Here is a 19,365-nt window from a genome sequence, read left to right as displayed (position 1 = left end):
TAGTTTCCTCTGCCAATACGCCAGTGAAAGCAACACCCGTTGATTGGGGGGCGCCGTCGGAGTCGGAGCCTGTGCGCAGACTGAAAGTCGAGGGCTGTTGGAGTTCACTTCGTTCACCCCGAACTATGCGAGCCATGCGAGCTCTCCATGATTCCTGGATGCCGCTTGGGCCTGCTGTGAGCTAGGATGCTGCAACAGCCAGCGAAGAAGGGCGGGGAGCCACGGATACATGGGCAAGGTAAAGCAGCTTTTCCAGATCATCAGCTATCTGCAGTATCCGCTGCTGCTGATTGCGCTTGGTTACATGGTCTATCCGTACTTCATCGGTTTCGACACGTTCTGGCCGTCGCTCAACAATGCGTTGATCTTCAGCGGGCTGGGCGTCGGTTTCTCGACGCTGCAGGACACGACGAAAACGCAGAACGAATTTTCGAAGAAGGTCTGGCAGAGCCCGCGGAAGGGAATGATCGCGCTGGTCGCGATCTCGGCCACGACGCTGATCTTCCTGTTGCTCGGAATATACGGCCTGTATGTCGCCAAGGGCGGCATCCTCAAGGAAGTGAGCTTCGGTGTCCTGACCCTGGGGCTCGGCTATGTCGGTCTATTGAAGGCAGCCATCGAGATGCATGAGCACCACCGGATAGCGCCCGAGATCCTGGACTGACTGATTCCCGACAAGGCCCCTGCAGACCGGAACCCGCAGGCGGATTGCCAGCTCGGTTGTCCGTGAAACCCGCCGGTTCGACTCCCGGAACCCTCCGGTTCGGTTCCCAGGACCCTCCAGTTCGACTCCTGGAGCTCTCCGATTCGATACCTGGAACCCACCGGTTCGACTCCCAGGCCAGCGACGTAGTGGTCGCCGGCGGCTTTCCGTCATCTGCTCACGGCCTAGTGGATCGCTGGCCCGCCAACGCGCGCCAGCTTGTCCGGGTTGCGCATGATGAAGACGTCCTGCAGCTGGCCGGCGTCGTTCCAGGCGAATGAGACCGTCGCGACGATGCCATCGCCATCGCGCACGACGAAGCCAGGCTCGCCGTTGAGCGGGACTTCCACCAGCGCTTCTGGCGGCCACCAGATGTGCAGACCGGCCTCGATGAAGCGCAGCACCTCGCCCGGCCCACGCATCACGCGTCGGGCCGCGGTGACCTTGCCGCCGCCATCGGACGACAGGCGCACGTCGTCGGACAGCAGCGTCGCCAGCACGGCGGTCGAGCCTGTGCTGATCGCCTCGCGGAAAGCATCCAGCAGGCGCCGCTGCCGGGCCGGCGGCGTATCGTGGCGCACGCGCTCATGCCCGATGTGCTGGCGTGCGCGGGTCACCAGCTGGCGGCACGCAGGTTCCTGCAGTTCCAGGGTCGCGGCCACTTCCGGATAAGGGCGATCGAAAATCTCGTGGAGCAGATAGGCCGCGCGCTCCTTGGGCGTCAGCCGTTGCAGCGCCAGCAGGAAAGCGGTCGTCAACGAGGAAGCCAGCGTCGCCGCCCGGGACGGATCATCGTCGCCTGTGGCATCGCCTGCGGTCTGCACGGGCTCGGGCAACCACGTGCCGACGTAATCGACGCGTGCGCGATCCGCCGCCTTGAGCAGGTCCAGGCAATGGCGCGTACAGGCCGTGGTCAGCCAGGCCTCGGCGTTGACGATGTCGCCGCGTTCATTAGCCTGCCATTTCAGGAAGGTGTCCTGCACCGCATCCTCGGCGTCGGCGCGCGAACCGAGGATGCGGTAGGCCAGCCCGAGCAGCATCGGCCGGGCGGCCTGGAAACGCAGCGCGGGATCCGCCTCGCTCATGTCAATGATCAGAAACCTGGATGCGATTCCATACATTGATCATTGCGATAGTGGCGGTCAAGGCGGCGATTTCCGCATCGCTGAAATGCGCACGCAGCTCGGCGCGCAACGGGCCGTAATCGGCGCGCGGATCGAGCTGGGTCAGGGCCTCGGTCCATGCGAGCGCGGCACGTTCACGGGGACTGTAGTCGCCAACATGGCGCCAGACGACCAGCCGATCCAGACGTTCGTTGGTTTCACCATCGGCGCGCGCCTCGCGCGTATGCATTTTCACGCAGTAGCCGCACTGGTTGATCTGCGACGCGCGCAGTACGACGAGATGCTGCAGGCCCGGCTCGGGCGCCGCTGCTTTGTTGATCGGCGTATACACGGCAAGCAGGGCCTGCACGACGTCGGGAAGTTGTTTCTGGAGCAGGATGGGTGCGTCGGGACGGGACATGGGGTGCCTCCTGGGCGTTGGATTCGCAGGTTCGACGATCCACGGCAGGCGGCTGTGACATCCCTGGGTCAAATATTCTTTGCCGGCATGCGCAGGGCGGAAGCGCGTGATATAGGTCGGGGTGAGCTTGCGAACCCAAATGTGCATGGCGAAGAGGGAGCAATGAGGCATCGACGCAAAAAATAATTGCCAATGGATTGGAATGCGCCGAGAGAATTGGGGATCACGCAGTGTGAAAGGGGCAATTGGGATTCACTTCGTTAACCCAAACCTATGCGGGCTCCAAAGCGGAATTCGTCAATTGTGCATAAGCATATTGCGATTCGTGATGCGGCAAGTTGCGTCAGGCAAGGCAGCTCAACGTTTCCGGTAGTGGTCGGCTGTCGGCAAGCGCGACGGCTCTGGGGTTGATGATCGGCGATAACCGTTTCATTACATTCACCGCAGAGCCTGCTGCTAAAAAGCATGCCATTCATTACCGAGGGGCATGCCATGCGTATCACCATCATCGGTGCCGGTTTCAGCGGCAACACCTTGGCCACGTTGCTCGCTTCCGAGAGTGAAACCGCGACCGAAGTCTGCCTGGTCGGAGTGGACGAAACTTTCGGACGTGGCGTGGCTTATGGGGAAACAAGACCCGAGCACCTGTTGAACGTGCGCGCTGGACACCTTGGCGCGGACCCGGACAACGCCGGGGAATTCGCGGACTGGCTGCATCTCGGACCGCAGGGACGCAATGGATTCCTGCCGCGCCTTGCCTATGGCGAATACCTGACCGACCGCCTGCACAAGGCGAAGGCGCACGCGACCAACCTGACCCTGCTGCGCCAGGAAGCGATCGCGGTTGATCGCATCGGCGACGGTTTTCGGGTGCACCTGGACGATGGAAGCTACTTCGCCAGCGACCGCGTCGTGCTGGCGCTGGGCGCGCTCGCTCCACAGCGTTTGGCAGGCGTCGGGCCGCGGCTCGCGCAGAGCCAGCGATACGTCGCATGGCCGTGGCAGGACAACGCACTGGACAAGATCCAGCCGGACGCACGCGTGCTGATCGTGGGCACCGGGCTGACCATGGCCGACGTGGTCATGAGCCTGTCGAAGCGCGGACACACTGGCGGGATCGTGGCGATCTCGCGCCATGGCCTGGTCCCCCAGTCCCACCAGCCGGAACCGGGGCCTGCCATCGAGTTGCCACCCAGCCTCCAGCAGGCGCTGCGCACCTACAGCATCCGCCAGCTGGTCGCCGCGATCCGACCGTTGGCGCGCGTCATACCCGACTGGCGCAGCGCGATCGACGCATTGCGCCCGCACCTGCAGGACTTCTGGCGTGGGTTGCCGGCGCGCGATCGCGCGCGGTTCCTGCGCCATGTCCGTTCGTACTGGGAAGTGGTCCGGCATCGTGTCGCCCCGGAAGTCGGCGCGGTGCTGGACGATCTGCGGGCCTCCGGCCAGCTCGACATGCGTGCGGGTCGCCTGGTCCGGGCCGGACTGCGGACGGACGGTGCGCATGTGCTGATCCGCGAGCGTGGCAGCGAACAGATCGGAGTGGAGCGGTTCGACTACGTGATCCGGGCGACCGGGCTGGATACGGACATCGCGCAGACCACGCATCCGCTTGCATCGCATCTGCACGAGGCGGGACTCATCAGCGCGGATGCACACGGATTGGGCGTGAACGTGAGTGACTCGCTCGAAGTCCTCGACAGCCGCGGCGCCCCCATCGCCGGTCTTTACTGCCTGGGTCCCTTGCTGCGTGGCCATCTGTGGGAGATCACCGCGGTTCCCGAGCTGCGGACGGCGGCGAAGAAGCTTTCGCAACAACTGGGCTTGGCCGGATCGAATGCAACGGCGCAAGGTCGGCGCCGCAACCTGGAACGGGAGCTCGCCCTGTCGCAGAGTTTCTGATCGCCTCGCCAAGGTCGGATAAGGGCGTCGCTCCTACATCGGTCCGTGCGCGGTCCGTGCGCCGGGAATCTTGGCGCGCTATTGGAAGTGGTATCCAATGCCCCCATTATCCCGACAACCCGATGAGGAGGCCGACATGAGCGAGCACGACAGCATCACCAGCACGTCCGGTACCGGCGCGCAGCGTACGGAAATCGCCACGCTTGCCGGCGGCTGCTTCTGGGGCGTGGAGGAAATCCTGCGGGCGGTGCCCGGGGTGATCGATACCGATGTGGGCTACACCGGCGGCTGGCTGGAGAATCCGACCTACGACGACACCCACGACAGCAAGTCCGGCCATGCCGAGGCGATCCGGATCACCTTCGATCCATCCGTGCTCAGCTACGAAGACCTGCTGGAAAAGTGGTTCTTCAAACTGCACGACCCGACCACGCTCAACCGCCAGGGCAACGACATCGGCACCCAGTACCGCTCGGCGTTGTTCCCGCACACGCCGGAGCAGAAGGCGACGGCCGAAGCGGTGATCGCGCGGGTCAACGCATCGGGCAAATGGAAGCAGCCGGTCACCACCTCCATCGAGCCCGAAGCGACCTGGTACAGCGCCGAAACCTATCACCAGGATTATCTGCGCAAGCACCCGGGTGGCTACAGCTGTCACTTCATGCGGGAGTAGGTGGGCCTTGGCCCACCACCCGTTGCATCGGGCGCAATGACTCCGGAGGAAGTAGCGGGCCAAGGCCCACCCTGCGCGAGAAAGCTATCCTGGCCTGTGCGAACGGAATCGCATTGGCGGCTCAAACAACCAGCAGGCTGGACAGGGCCGAGCCGATACCCAGGCCCAGGGTGAGGAAGAGCAAAGCGGAGCGGATCTTCATGACGGCGATCTCCTGGACACAGAGCATCGGCCCTGTCGCGTGAGGGGACCGTCATGACCGGATCTGGCAGCGAGATCGGGCAGCGTCTGCCCCACACTGGTCAATCGATGCGGTAAACCCGCGCCTTGGGCAGGTCTTCGTCGACCTGCAGGAACCAGCGGCCGGCGATGCCGGGGATGACCATGATCTCCGGCGACTCGAACGGCTTGCGCAGTTTCATGCTGCCCTTGAGCACCTTCCAGGTCTGGCCGTTCTCCAGCATGAACTCGGTACCCGGTTCCCAGCCATTGACCGGACCGTTCAAGCGACTGCGGATCGGTTCGTCGTTGAAACCGATCAGCGAGGCAGCGCCGCGCCCGGGTCCATTGTTTTCGCGTGTCTCCGCCTTGCCTGCTTCCACCGCCCTGGCCACGTCGTCGCGCAGCAGGCTGTTCAACAGCTTGAGCTGTTCGGCGGAAAGGCTATCCAGGCCGGTCGCGTGCAATTGCTCCGCGCTCAGGCGCTGTTCGAGATCGACATAGGGTTGTTCCGCCAGAACCGCGAGCGAAGCCACAGAAAGCGTCAATGCGAGTACATACCTTGCGAACATGCGGGTCACTCCGGCGACAGGTGCGTGGCGCGTATTACGGCCACGCAACAAGTTTGCGACGGTTGTGTTGCAGGTTCGTGACTGACAGGAATGTAATGTGGGAGCGGCGTGAGCCGCGATGCTTTGTCGATAAGGCATCGCGACTTACGTCGCTCCCACATTCGTTGTTCTTTACTCGCCGGTGTCAGGGAATCGCCGCTTCCAGGATCCGCAGGCCGACCGCGGCCGTGTCTTCGGCTTCAGTCGCTTCGGCCGCCGCGGCGGCTTCCTTGGCCAGCATCAGCGGGCAGTGCGCGCTCATGTAGTCGATGTCCAGGTTCAGGCGTTCGAGCAGGAAGTCGACGAATGCGCGCACCTTGGGCGACTGTACGTGGCCGCGCGGGAACACCGCGTTGAACTCGTACTCGCCGCCGGTCCAGCCGGCCAGCACGCGTTGCACCTTGCCCATCTCCACGAACGGCCTGACCATCACGTCGGCCGCGATCATCACGCCTTCGCCGCAGAGCAGGGCGCCCTTGAGCGCGGCCGGGTCGTTGGCGACCAGGATCGGGTTGACGTTGAAGTCGCGGTCGCTGGTGCCATCGTTCAAGGACCACTGGTAGCTGTTGCCGTGACGGTGCTTGAGCATCGCCAAGGTGCGGTGATGCTGCAGGTCGTCCGGATGCAGCGGCTCGCCATGCTTGGCCAGATAGCTGGTCGCGGCATAGACCTGGGTGCGCAGGCTGCCCAGGCGGCGCGCGATGAGGTTGGAGTCGGGCAGGCTGCCGAGGCGCAGGGCGACATCGATCTCGCCGCCGATCAGGTCCATCGGTTCGTTGCTGAGGATCATCTCCACCCGCACTTCCGGGTGGCGTGCGTGGAATTCTCCGAGCAGCGGCGCGATCTTGTCGATACCGATCGAATACGGCGCGGTGAACTTCAACCAGCCGCGCGGGCCGGCATGCAACTGGCTGACCGCGCTCTCGGCCTCGCTCAGTTCGCGGGCGATGCGCTGGCAGTGTTCGTAATAGATGTTGCCGGCTTCGGTCAGGCCCAGCTTGCGCGTGGTCCGGTGCAGCAGTTGCGCGCCCAGGCGCGTTTCCAGTTCCTGCACCTTGCGGCTGACCGTGGTCTTGGGCAGGCGCAGGGAATTGGCCGCGGCAATGAAGCTGCCGTGCTCGACCACTTTGACGAAGATCAGGGTGTCGTTGAGATCATGGCTCATCGTGGACTCCGGGTGGTTGTTCGGGTCGGGGAGGGGATTGACCCGTTGGCGGGATTATTATTCCCCTAAATCCGGACTAATCAAGTCCTGATTGCAGGTCTATCTTGTCGGCTCACTCCAGCCAGCCGTCCTGATGCCATGTTGTTTTCCCGGTTCTTCCAGCCCAAGCCCATTCGCGAGATCACAGAGGAGGCAACGCTTTCCGAGATGAAGGCGCTGACCAGTCGCCTGTCTGGCAAGGCTTTCCGGGAATTCACCTCGCCCCATCGCAACCAGGCTGGGGGCGGCATCCAACTGGGCCCCAAGGGCCGCGGGACTATCGCCACTATCGGGATTATCCCGTCGACGGGAGTAAAAGTCCCATGAGTGGGATATTGAATCCGGAGGTCCTGGTCCTCGGCGCGGGCGGCACGGTCGGCTTCGGCGTGGTCGGCGCCTTGCTCGAAGCCGGCAGCCCGGTGCTGGCGGTGGGCCGCGACGGTCCGCGCATGCAGGCGCTGGCCGAATACTTCGCCGACGAGCCCGCGCTGGAACTGATGACCTCCGGTTGCGTCGTCAACGACGCCGATGCCGCCGAACTGGTGCTGCGCCTGCGCAAGCGCAAGCGTCCGTTGCGCGCGGTGTTCGCCAGCCTGGCCACTCCGCTCGAAGGCGGCCGCCTGCTCGACAAGCCCACCGATTTCCTGCGCCAGAAACTCGAATACGACCTGCTCCCGCACCTCGCCGCCGCGCGTCACCTGATTCCCTTCCTGGGCGAACAGGAAGGCACTTCGCACTACATCCTGCTCGGCGGCCCGCATGCCGAATGCGGCTGGGCCGGTTATGGCCACGCCTCGATCACTTCGGCTGCGCTGCGCATGCTGACCAATGTGTTGCACCAGGAAGCCAACGGCCTGGGCGTGCGCGTGCAGATGCTCGCCGTCGACAAGCCGGTCAGCACCCCGGCCAACGTACGCAATGCCTGCGCCGAATGGCCCAGCGCGATGGCGGTCGGCCGCCATGCGGTGTCGCTGCTGACCCGCGACGAACGCCAGCGCGCCGTGGTGCCTTTCGATGCCGGTCGTGCGCTGACGCCGCCGCGCGCGCTGTTCTCCGAATTTTCCCTCCCCTTGTCCACCCACGAGACCAATCCATGAACCTCAACTCCATCATCGAAAGCCGCGCCCTGCGCACCACTTCGTTCGGCGTGCTGCTGGCGCTGTCCGTCGCCGTCATCGCCGGTTGCAGCGGCCAGGCCGCGGAAAACGGCATGCCGCCACCGCCCGCAGTCAGCGTGGCCCCGGTCCTGGTCAAGCAGATCAGCCAATGGGACGACTTCAGCGGGCGAGTGGAGGCGGTCGAAAGCGTCGACCTGCGTCCGCGCGTGTCCGGCTACATCGATCGCGTGAACTATGAAGAAGGCCAGGAAGTCCGCAAGGGCGACGTGCTGTTCACCATCGACTCGCGCAGCTACCGCGCCGAACTGGCACGGGCGCAAGCCGACCTGGCCCGCGCCCGCAGCCAGGCCGAATTGGGCCGCAGCGAAGCGGCGCGCGCGAAGAAGCTTTCGGAACTGCAGGCCATTTCCACCGAGACCTACGAACAGCGCCGCTCCGCCGCAGCCGAAGCGCAGGCCAATGTCGCCGCCGCGCAAGCGGCAGTGGATGCGGCGCGCCTGAACCTGGAATTCACCCAGGTGCGCGCGCCGATCAGCGGCCGCGCCGGCCGTGCGCTGGTCACCGCCGGCAACCTGGTCAGCGCCGGCGATGCCGCCAGCGTGCTGACCACGCTGGTGTCGCTGGACAAGATGCACGTGCATTTCGATACCGACGAACGCACCTTCCTCCACTACGCCGAACTGGCGCGCAAGGGCGAACGTCCCAGCGAGAACGGCGCCGGCGTACCCGTGCAGGTCGGCCTGGTCGGTGAAGAGGGCTTCCCGCACACTGGCGTGGTCGATTTCCTCGACAACCAGGTCGACCCGGCCACCGGCACCATCCGCGCGCGCGCCTTGCTGGACAACGCCGACCGTGCCTTCACCCCCGGCCTGTTCGCACGGGTCCGGGTGCTGGGTAGTGGCGAGTTCAAGGCGATGCTGGTCGACGACAAGGCGGTGTTGACCGATCAGGACCGCAAGTACGTGTACGTGGTCGACGCCAAGCACCAGGCCCAGCGCCGCGACGTCACCCTGGGCCGCACCGCGGACGGATTGCGCATCGTCGAAACCGGGCTGAAGCCCGGCGACAAGGTGATCGTCAGCGGCGTGCAGAAAGTGTTCTTCCCCGGCATGCCGGTGGAGGACAAGACAGTGGTGATGGGTGCGCCGGAAGCGGCACCCGCGATAGCAATGAAGTAGCGGCGATCCGCCCCCTCCCTTGCGCAGCAGGGGAGGGGTGGGGAGGGGTTGCTCTTTGCATTTGCCCTCCGCGTCGAAAGCTCCCTCATCCGCCCTTCGGGCACCTTCTCCCGCGTGGCGGGAGAAGGGTTCGGCTTCCTGTCGTACAGGGAGACGGGTTCTTTTTTCTTCAGTTACAGGAAATCCACCCATGGACTTCTCAAGATTCTTCATCGACCGGCCGATCTTCGCCGCGGTGCTGTCGATCGTGATCTTCGCCGCCGGCCTGATCGCGATCCCGATGCTGCCGATCGGCGAATACCCCGAAGTGGTGCCGCCATCAGTGGTGGTGCGCACCGTCTATCCCGGCGCCAACCCCAAGGTGATCGCCGAAACCGTGGCCACGCCGCTGGAAGAGGCCATCAACGGCGTCGAGGACATGATGTACGTCAAGTCCGTCGCCGGTTCCGACGGCGTGTTGCAGATGACCGTGACCTTCAAGCCGGGCGTCGATGCCGACGATGCGGCGGTGCGCGTGCAGAACCGGGTCAGCCAGGCGCTGGCGCGCCTGCCCGAGGACGTGCGCCGGCAGGGCGTGACCACGCAGAAGCAATCGCCGGTGTTCCTGATGGTGGTGCACCTGGTGTCCACCGACGGCAAGTACGACTCGCTGTACCTGCGCAATTACGCGCGGCTGCACGTGAAGGACGAAATGGCCAAGATCCCGGGAGTCGGCGAGGCGCAAGCCTTCGGCGGCGGCGACTACGCCATGCGTCTGTGGCTGGATCCGGACAAGGTCGCTTCGCGTGGCCTGACCGCCAGCGACGTATTGCGTGCGGTGCGTGAGCAGAACGTGCAGGTGTCCGCCGGCCAGCTCGGCGCCGAACCAATGCCCAACGGCAGCGACTTCCTATTGCCGATCAACGCCAAGGGCCGCCTCAGCAGCACCGAGGAGTTCGGCAACATCGTGCTCAAGGCCGGCGCCGATGGCGAGATCGTGCGTCTCTCCGATGTCGCCCGGATCGAACTGGCCGCCGGCGACTACACGCTGCGCGCGCGGCTGGATGGCATGAATGCCTCGGCCATCGGCATCTTCCAGGCCCCCGGCGCCAATGCGCTGGAGATCCGCGACGCGGTCGTGGCCAAGATGGATCAAATCTCCAAGACCCTGCCGCCGGGCGTGGAAATAAAGTCGGTCTACGACACCACCATATTCGTCCGCGATTCGATCAAGGCCGTGATCACCACGCTGCTCGAAGCCACGCTGCTGGTGGTGCTGGTGGTGATCCTGTTCCTGCAGACCTGGCGCGCCTCGATCATTCCGCTGATCGCGGTGCCGGTGTCGATCGTGGGCACCTTCGGCGTGCTCTATCTGCTGGGCTTCTCGATCAACACGCTGACCCTGTTCGGGCTGGTGCTGGCGATCGGCATCGTGGTCGACGACGCCATCGTCGTGGTCGAGAACGTGGAGCGCAACATCGAGGAAGGCCTGACTCCGCTGGCCGCGGCGCACCAGGCGATGCGGGAAGTCTCCGGCCCGATCATCGCGATCGCGCTGGTGTTGTGCGCGGTGTTCGTGCCGATGGCGTTCCTGTCCGGGGTGACCGGCCAGTTCTACAAGCAGTTCGCAGTCACCATCGCCATTTCCACGGTGATCTCGGCGATCAACTCGCTGACCCTGTCGCCGGCCCTGGCCGCCAAGCTGCTGAAGCCGCACGATGCGGCCAAGGACGCGCCGTCGCGCCTGATCGAACGCCTGTTCGGATGGGTGTTCCGTCCGTTCAACCGCTTCTTCAAGCGCGGTTCCGAACGTTACGAGGGCGCGGTATCGCGTGCGCTCGGCAAGCGTGGCGCGGTGTTCGCCGTCTACGTGGTGCTGCTGGTCGGTGCGGGCGTGATGTTCAAGGCCGTGCCCACGGGCTTCATTCCCTTGCAGGACAAGCTCTACCTCATTGCAGGCGTGAAGATGCCGGAAGGCGCCTCCATCGAACGCACCGACGCGGCCTTGAAGAAAGTGGCGGCGATCGCCAAGGGCATCGAAGGCGTGGAAAGCGAGATCGCCTTCCCGGGCCTTAACCCGCTGCAGTTCACCAATACCCCGAACAGCGGCGTGGCGTTCTTCACCCTGAAGCCGTTCAACCAGCGCAAGAACAGCGCCAAGGAAATCAGCGATGAACTGAACGCGAAGATCTCGGGCATCCAGGAAGGTTTCGCCTTCGCGCTGATGCCGCCGCCGATCCAGGGACTGGGCAACGGTTCGGGCTATTCGCTGTTCATCGAGGATCGCACCAACCAGGGATACGGCGCGTTGCAAAACGCAGTGAATGCGTTCCAGGGCGCGGCGTCGCAGACGCCGGGCATGGGCTTCCCGATCAGCAGCTACCAGGCCAACGTGCCGCAGCTGGACGCGGACGTGGACCGGGTCAAGGCCAAGGCGCAGGGCGTGCCGTTGACGGAGTTGTTCGACACGCTGCAGACCTACCTGGGTTCGGCCTACGTCAACGACTTCAACATGTTCGGCCGTACCTGGCAGGTGATCGCCCAGGCCGATGGTTCGTTCCGTGACGACGTCGAGGACATCGGCAACCTGCGCACCCGCAACGTCAATGGCGAGATGGTGCCGATCGGCAGCATGGTGAAGATCACCAAGACCTACGGCCCGGATCCGGTGATCCGCTTCAACGGCTATCCGGCCGCCGACATCCTCGGCGAAGCGGACCCGCGCATGCTGTCTTCGGCCGAGGCCATGACCAAGGTGAAGGAGATTGCGGCGACCGCGTTGCCGGCCGGCATGGGCATCGACTGGAGCGACCTGAGCTACCAGGAAGCGACCCAGGGCAAGGCGGCGCTGGTGGTGTTCCCGCTGGCGGTGTTGCTGGCCTTCCTGGTGCTCGCCGCGCTGTACGAAAGCTGGACGTTGCCGCTGGCGGTGATCCTGATCGTGCCGATGACGCTGCTGTCCGCGTTGCTGGGCGTGTGGTTGACCGGTGGCGACAACAACGTGTTCGTGCAGGTCGGCCTGGTGGTGCTGATGGGCCTGGCGTGCAAGAACGCGATCCTGATCGTCGAGTTCGCCCGCGAACTGGAAATGCAGGGCAAGGGCATCGTCGAATCCGCGCTGGAAGCCTGCCGCCTGCGCCTGCGTCCCATCGTCATGACTTCGGTGGCGTTCATCGCCGGCACCGTGCCGCTGGTGCTGTCGCATGGCGCCGGTGCGGAAGTCCGCTCGGTCACCGGCATCACCGTGTTCGCCGGCATGCTGGGCGTGACCCTGTTCGGCCTGTTCCTGACTCCGGTGTTCTACGTGGCGCTGCGCAAGCTGGCGGGGCGGCCATTGGTCCAGCACGGCGAGTCCTCACTCCCGCCATCGCACGCGGTGCAGGCTTGAGGCGAACGCAGGAATCGGATAGCGCCACTCGGCGGCACGACGGAATATATCGATTGCACGGGCGGCGCCAACCCGTCGCCCCAGTATTAATAACTACTCATCCAGAATTGGAGAATCCCATGAGCAACACATCCAAGACCGCACTCGTCACCGGCGCCACCCGCGGCATCGGTTTCGAAACCGTTCGCCAGCTGGCCCAGGCCGGCGTCCACACCCTGCTGGCCGGACGCGATCGCGCCAAGGCCGTCGAAGCGGCGCTGAAACTGCAGGCCGAAGGCCTGCCGGTGGAAGCTATCGTCCTCGACGTCACCGATGCCGCCAGCATCGTCGCGGCCGCCGACGAAGTAGCGAAGAAATTCGGTCGTCTCGATATCCTGGTCAACAACGCCGGCATCATGCGCGATGAGATGGGCAAGAAGGTTTCCGAGCAGACCCAGCAGGCCTGGCGCGACACTTTCGACACCAATGTCTTCGGCCTGATCGAAACCACGCAGGCGTTCCTGCCGCTGCTGCACAAATCGCCGTCGGCCCGCATCGTCAACGTCTCCAGCCTGCTGGGTTCGCTGGCGCAGCACAGCGACCCGTCTTCGCCCATCTACGATTTCAAGGTGCCCGCCTACAACGTCTCCAAGAGTGCGGTGAACGCGTGGACCGTGCAGCTGGCTTACGAGCTGAAGGACAGCAAGATCAAGGTCAACACCATCCATCCGGGCTACGTGAAGACGGACATGAACGCTGGCGGGGGTGAGATCGATGTTCCGGATGGCGCCAGGACCAGCGTCGCCATGGCGCTGATCGACGATGCCGGTCCGAATGGTTCGTATCGCTACCTCGACAACGTAATTCCCTGGTGAAGAACCGCGTACCGCGAAAAAACGAACACGAAACATCCCGCGCGCCACGCGCGCGTCAACGGAGCAGATCATGAGCAACAATCAGAAAGTCGCGCTGGTCACCGGCGCAACCCGCGGCATCGGCCTGGAAACCGTGCGCCAACTCGCCACTGCCGGCGTGCATACGCTGCTGGCCGGGCGCGACCTAGCCAAGGCCCGCGAGGCCGCCCAGGCGCTGAAATCCGAGGGGTTGCCGGTGGAAGCCATCGCGCTGGATGTCGGCGACGCCGCCAGCATCGCGGCAGCCGCCAAACAGGTCGAAGCCAGCCACGGCCGGCTGGATATCCTGGTCAACAACGCCGGCATCTTCAAGGACGACTTCGCCAGGTCGCCTTCCGAACAGAGCCTGGAAGTATGGCGCGAGACCTTCGACACCAATCTGTTCGGCATGGTCGCCGTCACCCAGGCCCTGCTGCCGCTGTTGCGGCGTGCGCCGACCGCGCGCATCGTCAATCTTTCCAGCAGCCTCGCTTCGCTGGCGTTGCATAGCGACCCGGGTTCCGAGTTCTACGAATTCAAGGTCCCGGCCTACAACGTATCCAAGACCGCCGTGAATGCATGGACCGTGCAGCTGGCTTACGAGTTGCGCGATACCGCGATCAAGGTCAACGCCGCCGATCCCGGTTCGGTGAAGACCGACATGAACAGCAACGGGCAACTCGAACTGGCCGATGGCGCCAGTACCAGCGTGGGCCTGGCGCTGCTCGACGCCGCCGGCCCGACCGGGTCGTTCCAGCATCGCGGCGAGGTGCTGCCATGGTGATCCGTATCCTCACTGTTGCGGTCGCCAGCGTGTTGCTGGCGGCCTGTACGGTCGGTCCCGACTATGTACGGCCGACGCTGCCGGCGGTCGACCAGTTCTCCAACAGCGCCTCGCCGCAGGTCGCACGGGAAGCCGCGCCGGCGGTGGACCTGGAGTTCTGGCGCAGCTTCGGCGATCCGGTATTGGAACAACTGGTCGACGAGGCGCTGCTTTCCAACCATGACCTGCGCATCGCCCTGGCGCATTACGAACAGGCCAATGCGCTGCTGCGTAATTCGAAGTTCGACCGCCTGCCCACGCTCAACGCCAATGCGGAAGCCAGCAGCACCCGCAGCAGCTCGGATCAGCTGCCCGGCATCGATCGGGCCGGGCGCGACGTGGACCACCAGTACAGCGCAGGCATCGGTGCGTTGTGGGAACTGGATTTCTTCGGTCGCATCCGCCGTGGCGTGGAAGCCCAGCGCGCCGAGACCGAGGCCAGCGCAGCCGACCTGGCTGCCGTACAGGTGGTGCTGGTCGGCGATGTGGCGGAAACCTATTTCCGCCTGCGTGGCCTGCAGGAACAATTGCGCATCGCGCAACGCAACGCCGACAACCAGGCGCAGACCTTGCGCCTGATCGACCTGCGCAGTTCGGCGGGGCTGAGCAGTTCCTTCGAAGTGGATCGCGCCAGCACGCAGCTGGAGACCACCCGTTCGCGGGTTCCAGCGCTGCAATCGGCGATTTCAGTCGCCACCCATCGCATCGCGGTGCTGGTCGGACAGACCCCGGAAACAGTGCTGGCCGGCCTGGACACGGCGAGACCTCTGCCGTCCCTGCCGGAAACCATGGCGGTCGGCACACCGGCGGAACTGTTGCGTCGTCGTCCCGACGTGACCGCTGCCGAACGCAGGCTGGGTGCGGCCACCGCACGCATCGGCGTAGCCACCGCCGACCTGTTCCCGCGCTTCACCCTGGGCGGGTTGATCGGCACGCAGGCGCTGGATGCCGGCGCGCTGTTCGAACGCGACAGCGAAACCCGGCTGATCGCCTTCGGCATCGATGGTTCGTTCCTCAACGTCGGCCGGGTGCGTGCGCGCATCGCCGCCGCCAATGCGGCGACCGCCGCCGACCTGGCTGCTTACGAGAAAACCGTGCTGCTGGCATTGGAGGAAACCGAGAACGCGTTGGTCCGCGTTGCGCGCAGCGCGGAAGAGAACACCCATCTGGAACGTGCCGCGGCTGCGGGTGCGCGGGCGACATCGATCGCCCGGGTGCGCTACGACAATGGCGCCATCGACGTGCTCGACGTGCTCGAGGCCGAACGCGCCAGCCTGCAGGCCGAGGACGAGTTCGCCCAGGGCAGGGTGCGCAACACGGTGGCGGTGGTGTCGCTGTACAAGGCCATGGCCGGTGGCTGGCCGCAATATGTGCCGAAGGAAAGCACGGCCAAGTTGCCTTGATCTTTCCCTGACCCGTAGGAGCGCCCCTTGGGCGCGATGCTTTCGCCGGGTCACGGCCCGGTATGCGGACATGGATGCGCGGATATCGGTGCAAGCGCATCTGCCGGTAGCGGCAGGGCGGCGGCGCGATGCTGCGCCGCCGCCGTCCGCAGCGGTTCCTGCCAGCTTGTCCTACCAGCTGAAGCCTGCACCCGCACTCAGGGTGCTCTCGCTCCCGGAGAACGCCGCGCCGATGGAAATACTGGCGGCCTCGCCGAGCGCGCGCTGGTAACCGACCGCAAAAGCCTGGCTGCCACCCTGCGCGCCGACGCCGACCGCCATCCGGTTCTGCCCACGCAGGTTGGCGCTGTTCATCGCCATGCCGGTCAACGCGCCGCTCATCGCGCCGAGCTTGTCGATGCGGCGGTCCTGTTCGCTGAAACGCTGCTCGAAGCGATCGTTGAGCAGCGTGACCTGCTGGTCGGTGTAGGTGTTGGCCTGGGTGAGCGTCCGGGTGGCGACGGTATCGGTGTAGGTGTGGGCCGATGCCAGCGTCGCCGTATCGCCTGCATCCATCTGGCCCTTGTTCACCGCGTCCGTGGCGTCCACTCCGTCGGCGACGTTGGCGACCCGGGTTCCGCTCTCGCCCTTCAGTGTGAGCGTGGAACCGGCCTCGTCGTCGTAGGCGACGGCGTTCGGATCCCCGCCACCGGGGCCTGCAGGCCCCTGCGGACCCTCGGGGCCTTGCGGACCAGCCGGGCCTTCGGGGCCTGCCGGTCCCTGCGGGCCGGCCGGACCTTCAGGACCTTGCGGGCCCGGCGTGGTCTGGATGTCGGCAATGCTGTCGTAGAGATTGGTGATCTGTCCGTTGACCGCGTCGAAGGCGCCCGCGACCGTGCTGTACGAGTCGCCCTGGATCACGAACGTCGGCGGCACGAAGCTGCCTCCCATATAGCTGGCGCCACCACCGAAACCCGTGGCCACCCGGTCGCCGAGGGCGAACAGCTGCGCGCCATTCACCGCCTGCATGCTGGCTGGATCGATCTGGCCGGCCGCGACGTTGTCGATCGAGGTGCCGTCCACCCCGCCCAGGGTGATGCTGGCGGTATCCGGGTTGCCGCTGCCGTCGTCGTCGTAGCGCACGGCAAAGGCATCGAGTTCGCCGACGCTTCCACCGACGCTTGCCAGAGCCGTATCGACGGCGTCGAAGGCATCGCCGACGTTGCCGTAAGTGCCGCCATCGATGCTGTAGGCCGGTGCGCTGATGCTGCCATCCGGGTTGACCACTACGCCGCCGCCCAACGCCGTGGCGACTGACGTGGCAGTGCCGTGGAGCTGGGCGCCATTGATCGCCTCGGTACTGGTGGCGCTGACCTCTCCGGCCGCAAGGTTGCCGAGGGTGGTGCCGCCCGCACCCGCCAGCGTGATGCGGCTGGTGTCGGGATTGCCGGTGCCGTCGTCGTCGTATTTGACGGCGAACGCGTCCAGCGCGGTCACATCGTCCGATACGGCGTCAAGCTGGCTGACGTTCACCGCATCCGTGGCCGCGGTGCCGGCCGCGACGTTGGTGATCTGGCGTTCCGCCCCGGCCGCGCCCATCGATACGGTGCCGACACGGTCGGCGATCGAGCCGACGCCGATGGCGACGCTGTTCGTCGCCGTGGCCTGCGCGAACTGGCCGATAGCGGTTGCGTCGGTGAAGTTGGCCTGCGCGCCCTGTCCCAGCGCCGTCGCGCGCGTGCCGGCCGCCTGCGCCGTTGCGCCCAGGGCCGTGCCCGAGTTGCCGGCGCGGGTGTTGCGGCCGACCGCCACGCTGTTGGACCCGGTGGCCTGCGCCGCCGATCCCAGCGCCGTCGCCTGCGGGCCGCCGGCGATCGCGGCGTCGCCCAGAGCGGTGCTGTTCTGCGCCGTCGCCCGCGAGTTGTTGCCGATCGCGACCGTGTTGACCCGTGTCGGATCGAGCGCATCGCCGGATTGCGCGCCACGGCCGATCGCGATGCCGCCCTCGTTGAAGTTGCGACTGCCCAGGCCCATCGCGATGCCGGCCGTCGCGCTGGCGATCGCATCCGGGCCGACCGCGATGCTGTCCGTGCCCAGCGCCTGCGCCAGGGGGCCGGTGGAATTGGCCGTGAAGTAGTCGCTTGCCGCGTCGATGCCGGCGAGCGCTCCCTGCAGTTGCGCCACGTTGACCGCGTCGGTGCCCGCGCTGCCGGCGGCGACGTTGCTGAGCGTGCGCGCAGCGCCCGCCGAGCCGATCGAGACTTCGCCGGCCGAGGTCTGTGGCGCGACCAGGCCGAATGCGGTGTAGTTGGCCTGCGCACCGACCGCGGTGGATGATCCGGCCCCGAGCGCCACGCTGTTGGCGTGGGTCGAGACCGCGCCGAAGCCGACGATGGTCTGGCGGTTGGCGTTGCCGAAGCTGTTGTCGCCGATCACCACCGAGTTGCCCAGGCGCGCAGCGTAGTCGGTGTCCGGACCGCCGATGAAGCCGGCGCTCGCGGCCGTGACCGTGGGCAGCTGATGGCGCGCATTGGTGCCCATGACCACGGTGTTGGAGCCGTTGGCGTAGCTGCCGTCGCCGATGATGACCTGGTTGTTCTGCGCCGCGTTGGTTCTCCAGGTGCAGGCCAGGCCGATGATCACGCAGCTCGCGCTGTTGTTGTTGCCGACGTAGTTGCTGTCCTGGAACTGGATGTAGCTGTCCGACTGCACGCTGCCGATCAGGGTCAGATGGTTGGCCGGCTGGTTGCCGTCCATGTCGAGGCTGTTCGGCGACTGCACCAGGTTGAGGATCAGCGACAGGTAGGAATAGTTGAAGTTGGCGCGATCGATCGTCAGGCAGCCTGTGCCCAAGGTTCCGCAGGCCTGGTAGTCGTTGCCGAGCAGCCAGTTGTTGAGGTACTGGGTGTGGCCGGGCAAGGTGTCGTTGGTCGCCGGCGGCGGCTCGATGACGGAGTTCGGCATCATCATGCCGCCCGATGCCGTCGACATCGACATCGTCGGGAGCAGCGTCGTCGGCGACCAGCCGGTGTCTTCGGCGAACTCGAGGTCCAGATCGTCCTCATCCCGTAGATCCTCGGTCGTGGCCAGCGTTTCCGTGGACGCGGACGTCGTGGCTTTACCCGGCTTTGCAATGGCGCCGGAATCCGTTGCCCCGATCGCGCTATCCGTGCCTGTCGCCTCGATCGCGAATGAAGGCATCGCGACAGCCAGCAGGGACAGCATCGCCAACGCTGCCGCGGGTCGCCGCCCCAGGCCACGCCCAGCCGGCTTCGATCCCCGCCCGTTCGCGAATTCGGAAGCGACGACCACGCAGCCAAGTACCCGGCTCCAGACTTTCCTGTAGACCTTGTTCATTCCCTTTCTCCCTTCAGTGATGGCAGCGCACGCCGCCAAGGCTTGCCCGCGTCCCCCAGCGCAAGGATCGCGGACCGATGAGTCGACAACCGACCGGCGATGTGCGCCGGGCGGCAATATGTTTTCTTCTTTTCCCGTTCCAGGGAAACCACGTGGTAAGAGCAGCGATGCGGCCAATGCGAGGCCTCGAACACGGCGCGTTGACAGATTTTCCCCGGCGCACTCGCAGGTCATTGGACCGCAATACCGATACGTGATCTGCGAAGCCAATCAGGATTCGTGAACCCATCCGACCGTCCTTGCCATCCGGCTGCGGTGGTACCCAGGCACAGGCCGCAATACGTGCCCTTTACCCCGTAGGAGCGCCCCTTGGGCGCGATGCTTTCACGGTAATTCCCAGAAGAGCATCGCGCCCAAGGGGCGCTCCTACAG

The 19,365-nt window shown here is 65.4% G+C and carries 14 protein-coding genes; 9 read left to right on the top strand and 5 right to left on the bottom strand.

Going from position 1 to position 19,365, the window contains the following annotated elements:
• Positions 1–229: 229 nt before the first annotated feature.
• Positions 230–664, top strand: coding sequence for a hypothetical protein (locus tag CSC74_RS03715; RefSeq protein WP_162313050.1), 435 nt, complete (start codon positions 230–232; stop codon positions 662–664).
• A 224-nt stretch (positions 665–888) separates the two neighbouring features.
• On the opposite strand, the gene sigJ is transcribed toward CSC74_RS03715, so the two are convergent.
• Together sigJ and CSC74_RS03705 are read right to left on the bottom strand one after the other, a co-directional pair.
• Complete coding sequence (sigJ, locus tag CSC74_RS03710; RefSeq protein ID WP_162313049.1) at positions 889–1,788, bottom strand: RNA polymerase sigma factor SigJ; 900 nt, start codon at positions 1,786–1,788, stop codon at positions 889–891.
• Between the two features lies 1 nt (position 1,789).
• On the bottom strand, positions 1,790–2,227 hold the full coding sequence (locus CSC74_RS03705; RefSeq protein ID WP_162313048.1) for a carboxymuconolactone decarboxylase family protein: 438 nt from the start codon (positions 2,225–2,227) through the stop codon (positions 1,790–1,792).
• Positions 2,228–2,719: 492 nt separating this feature from the next.
• Here CSC74_RS03705 and CSC74_RS03700 point away from each other — a divergent pair, with 492 nt between their 5' ends.
• Positions 2,720–4,129 (top strand): FAD/NAD(P)-binding protein, encoded by a 1,410-nt coding sequence (locus CSC74_RS03700; RefSeq protein ID WP_162313047.1) that lies wholly within the window; start codon positions 2,720–2,722, stop codon positions 4,127–4,129.
• Positions 4,130–4,265: 136 nt separating this feature from the next.
• Positions 4,266–4,802 (top strand): peptide-methionine (S)-S-oxide reductase MsrA, encoded by a 537-nt coding sequence (gene msrA, locus CSC74_RS03695; RefSeq protein WP_211369542.1) that lies wholly within the window; start codon positions 4,266–4,268, stop codon positions 4,800–4,802.
• A 302-nt stretch (positions 4,803–5,104) separates the two neighbouring features.
• On the opposite strand, the gene CSC74_RS17405 is transcribed toward msrA, so the two are convergent.
• Positions 5,105–5,593 (bottom strand): hypothetical protein, encoded by a 489-nt coding sequence (locus tag CSC74_RS17405; protein ID WP_170865772.1) that lies wholly within the window; start codon positions 5,591–5,593, stop codon positions 5,105–5,107.
• 184 nt (positions 5,594–5,777) lie between these two features.
• Positions 5,778–6,797, bottom strand: a complete 1,020-nt coding sequence (locus CSC74_RS03685; RefSeq protein WP_162313045.1) for a LysR family transcriptional regulator — start codon at positions 6,795–6,797, stop codon at positions 5,778–5,780.
• A gap of 362 nt (positions 6,798–7,159) precedes the next feature.
• On the opposite strand from CSC74_RS03685, the gene CSC74_RS03680 reads away from it, so the two are divergent.
• The 6 genes from CSC74_RS03680 (at position 7,160) to CSC74_RS03655 (ending at position 15,597) form a co-directional block, all read left to right on the top strand.
• Positions 7,160–7,933: an SDR family oxidoreductase gene (locus tag CSC74_RS03680; RefSeq protein ID WP_162313044.1), complete on the top strand. Its 774-nt coding sequence runs from the start codon at positions 7,160–7,162 to the stop codon at positions 7,931–7,933.
• Positions 7,930–9,132 (top strand): efflux RND transporter periplasmic adaptor subunit, encoded by a 1,203-nt coding sequence (locus CSC74_RS03675; RefSeq protein WP_162313043.1) that lies wholly within the window; start codon positions 7,930–7,932, stop codon positions 9,130–9,132. Before CSC74_RS03680 ends, CSC74_RS03675 begins: the two co-directional genes overlap by 4 nt.
• A gap of 190 nt (positions 9,133–9,322) precedes the next feature.
• On the top strand, positions 9,323–12,499 hold the full coding sequence (locus CSC74_RS03670) for an efflux RND transporter permease subunit (RefSeq protein WP_162313042.1): 3,177 nt from the start codon (positions 9,323–9,325) through the stop codon (positions 12,497–12,499).
• 119 nt (positions 12,500–12,618) lie between these two features.
• Positions 12,619–13,353 carry an SDR family oxidoreductase gene (locus CSC74_RS03665; protein ID WP_162313041.1) on the top strand — a complete coding sequence of 245 codons (735 nt, stop codon included), beginning with the start codon at positions 12,619–12,621 and terminating at the stop codon, positions 13,351–13,353.
• A gap of 70 nt (positions 13,354–13,423) precedes the next feature.
• Positions 13,424–14,155 carry an SDR family oxidoreductase gene (locus CSC74_RS03660; protein WP_162313040.1) on the top strand — a complete coding sequence of 244 codons (732 nt, stop codon included), beginning with the start codon at positions 13,424–13,426 and terminating at the stop codon, positions 14,153–14,155.
• The gene (locus CSC74_RS03655) at positions 14,149–15,597 is read left to right on the top strand and encodes an efflux transporter outer membrane subunit (RefSeq protein ID WP_162313039.1); all 1,449 of its coding nucleotides are present in this window, start codon (positions 14,149–14,151) and stop codon (positions 15,595–15,597) included. The genes CSC74_RS03660 and CSC74_RS03655 overlap by 7 nt, the downstream gene beginning before the upstream one ends.
• Before the next feature lie 171 nt (positions 15,598–15,768).
• On the opposite strand, the gene CSC74_RS03650 is transcribed toward CSC74_RS03655, so the two are convergent.
• Positions 15,769–18,933, bottom strand: coding sequence for an ESPR-type extended signal peptide-containing protein (locus tag CSC74_RS03650; protein ID WP_162313038.1), 3,165 nt, complete (start codon positions 18,931–18,933; stop codon positions 15,769–15,771).
• Positions 18,934–19,365 lie beyond the last annotated feature (432 nt).

Origin of the sequence: Pseudoxanthomonas yeongjuensis (assembly GCF_010093345.1) — a bacterium.
Taxonomy (GTDB): domain Bacteria; phylum Pseudomonadota; class Gammaproteobacteria; order Xanthomonadales; family Xanthomonadaceae; genus Pseudoxanthomonas_A; species Pseudoxanthomonas_A yeongjuensis.
The sequence above is the reverse complement of the archived record's forward strand: the minus strand, read 5'-3'. Positions and strand labels throughout refer to the sequence as shown.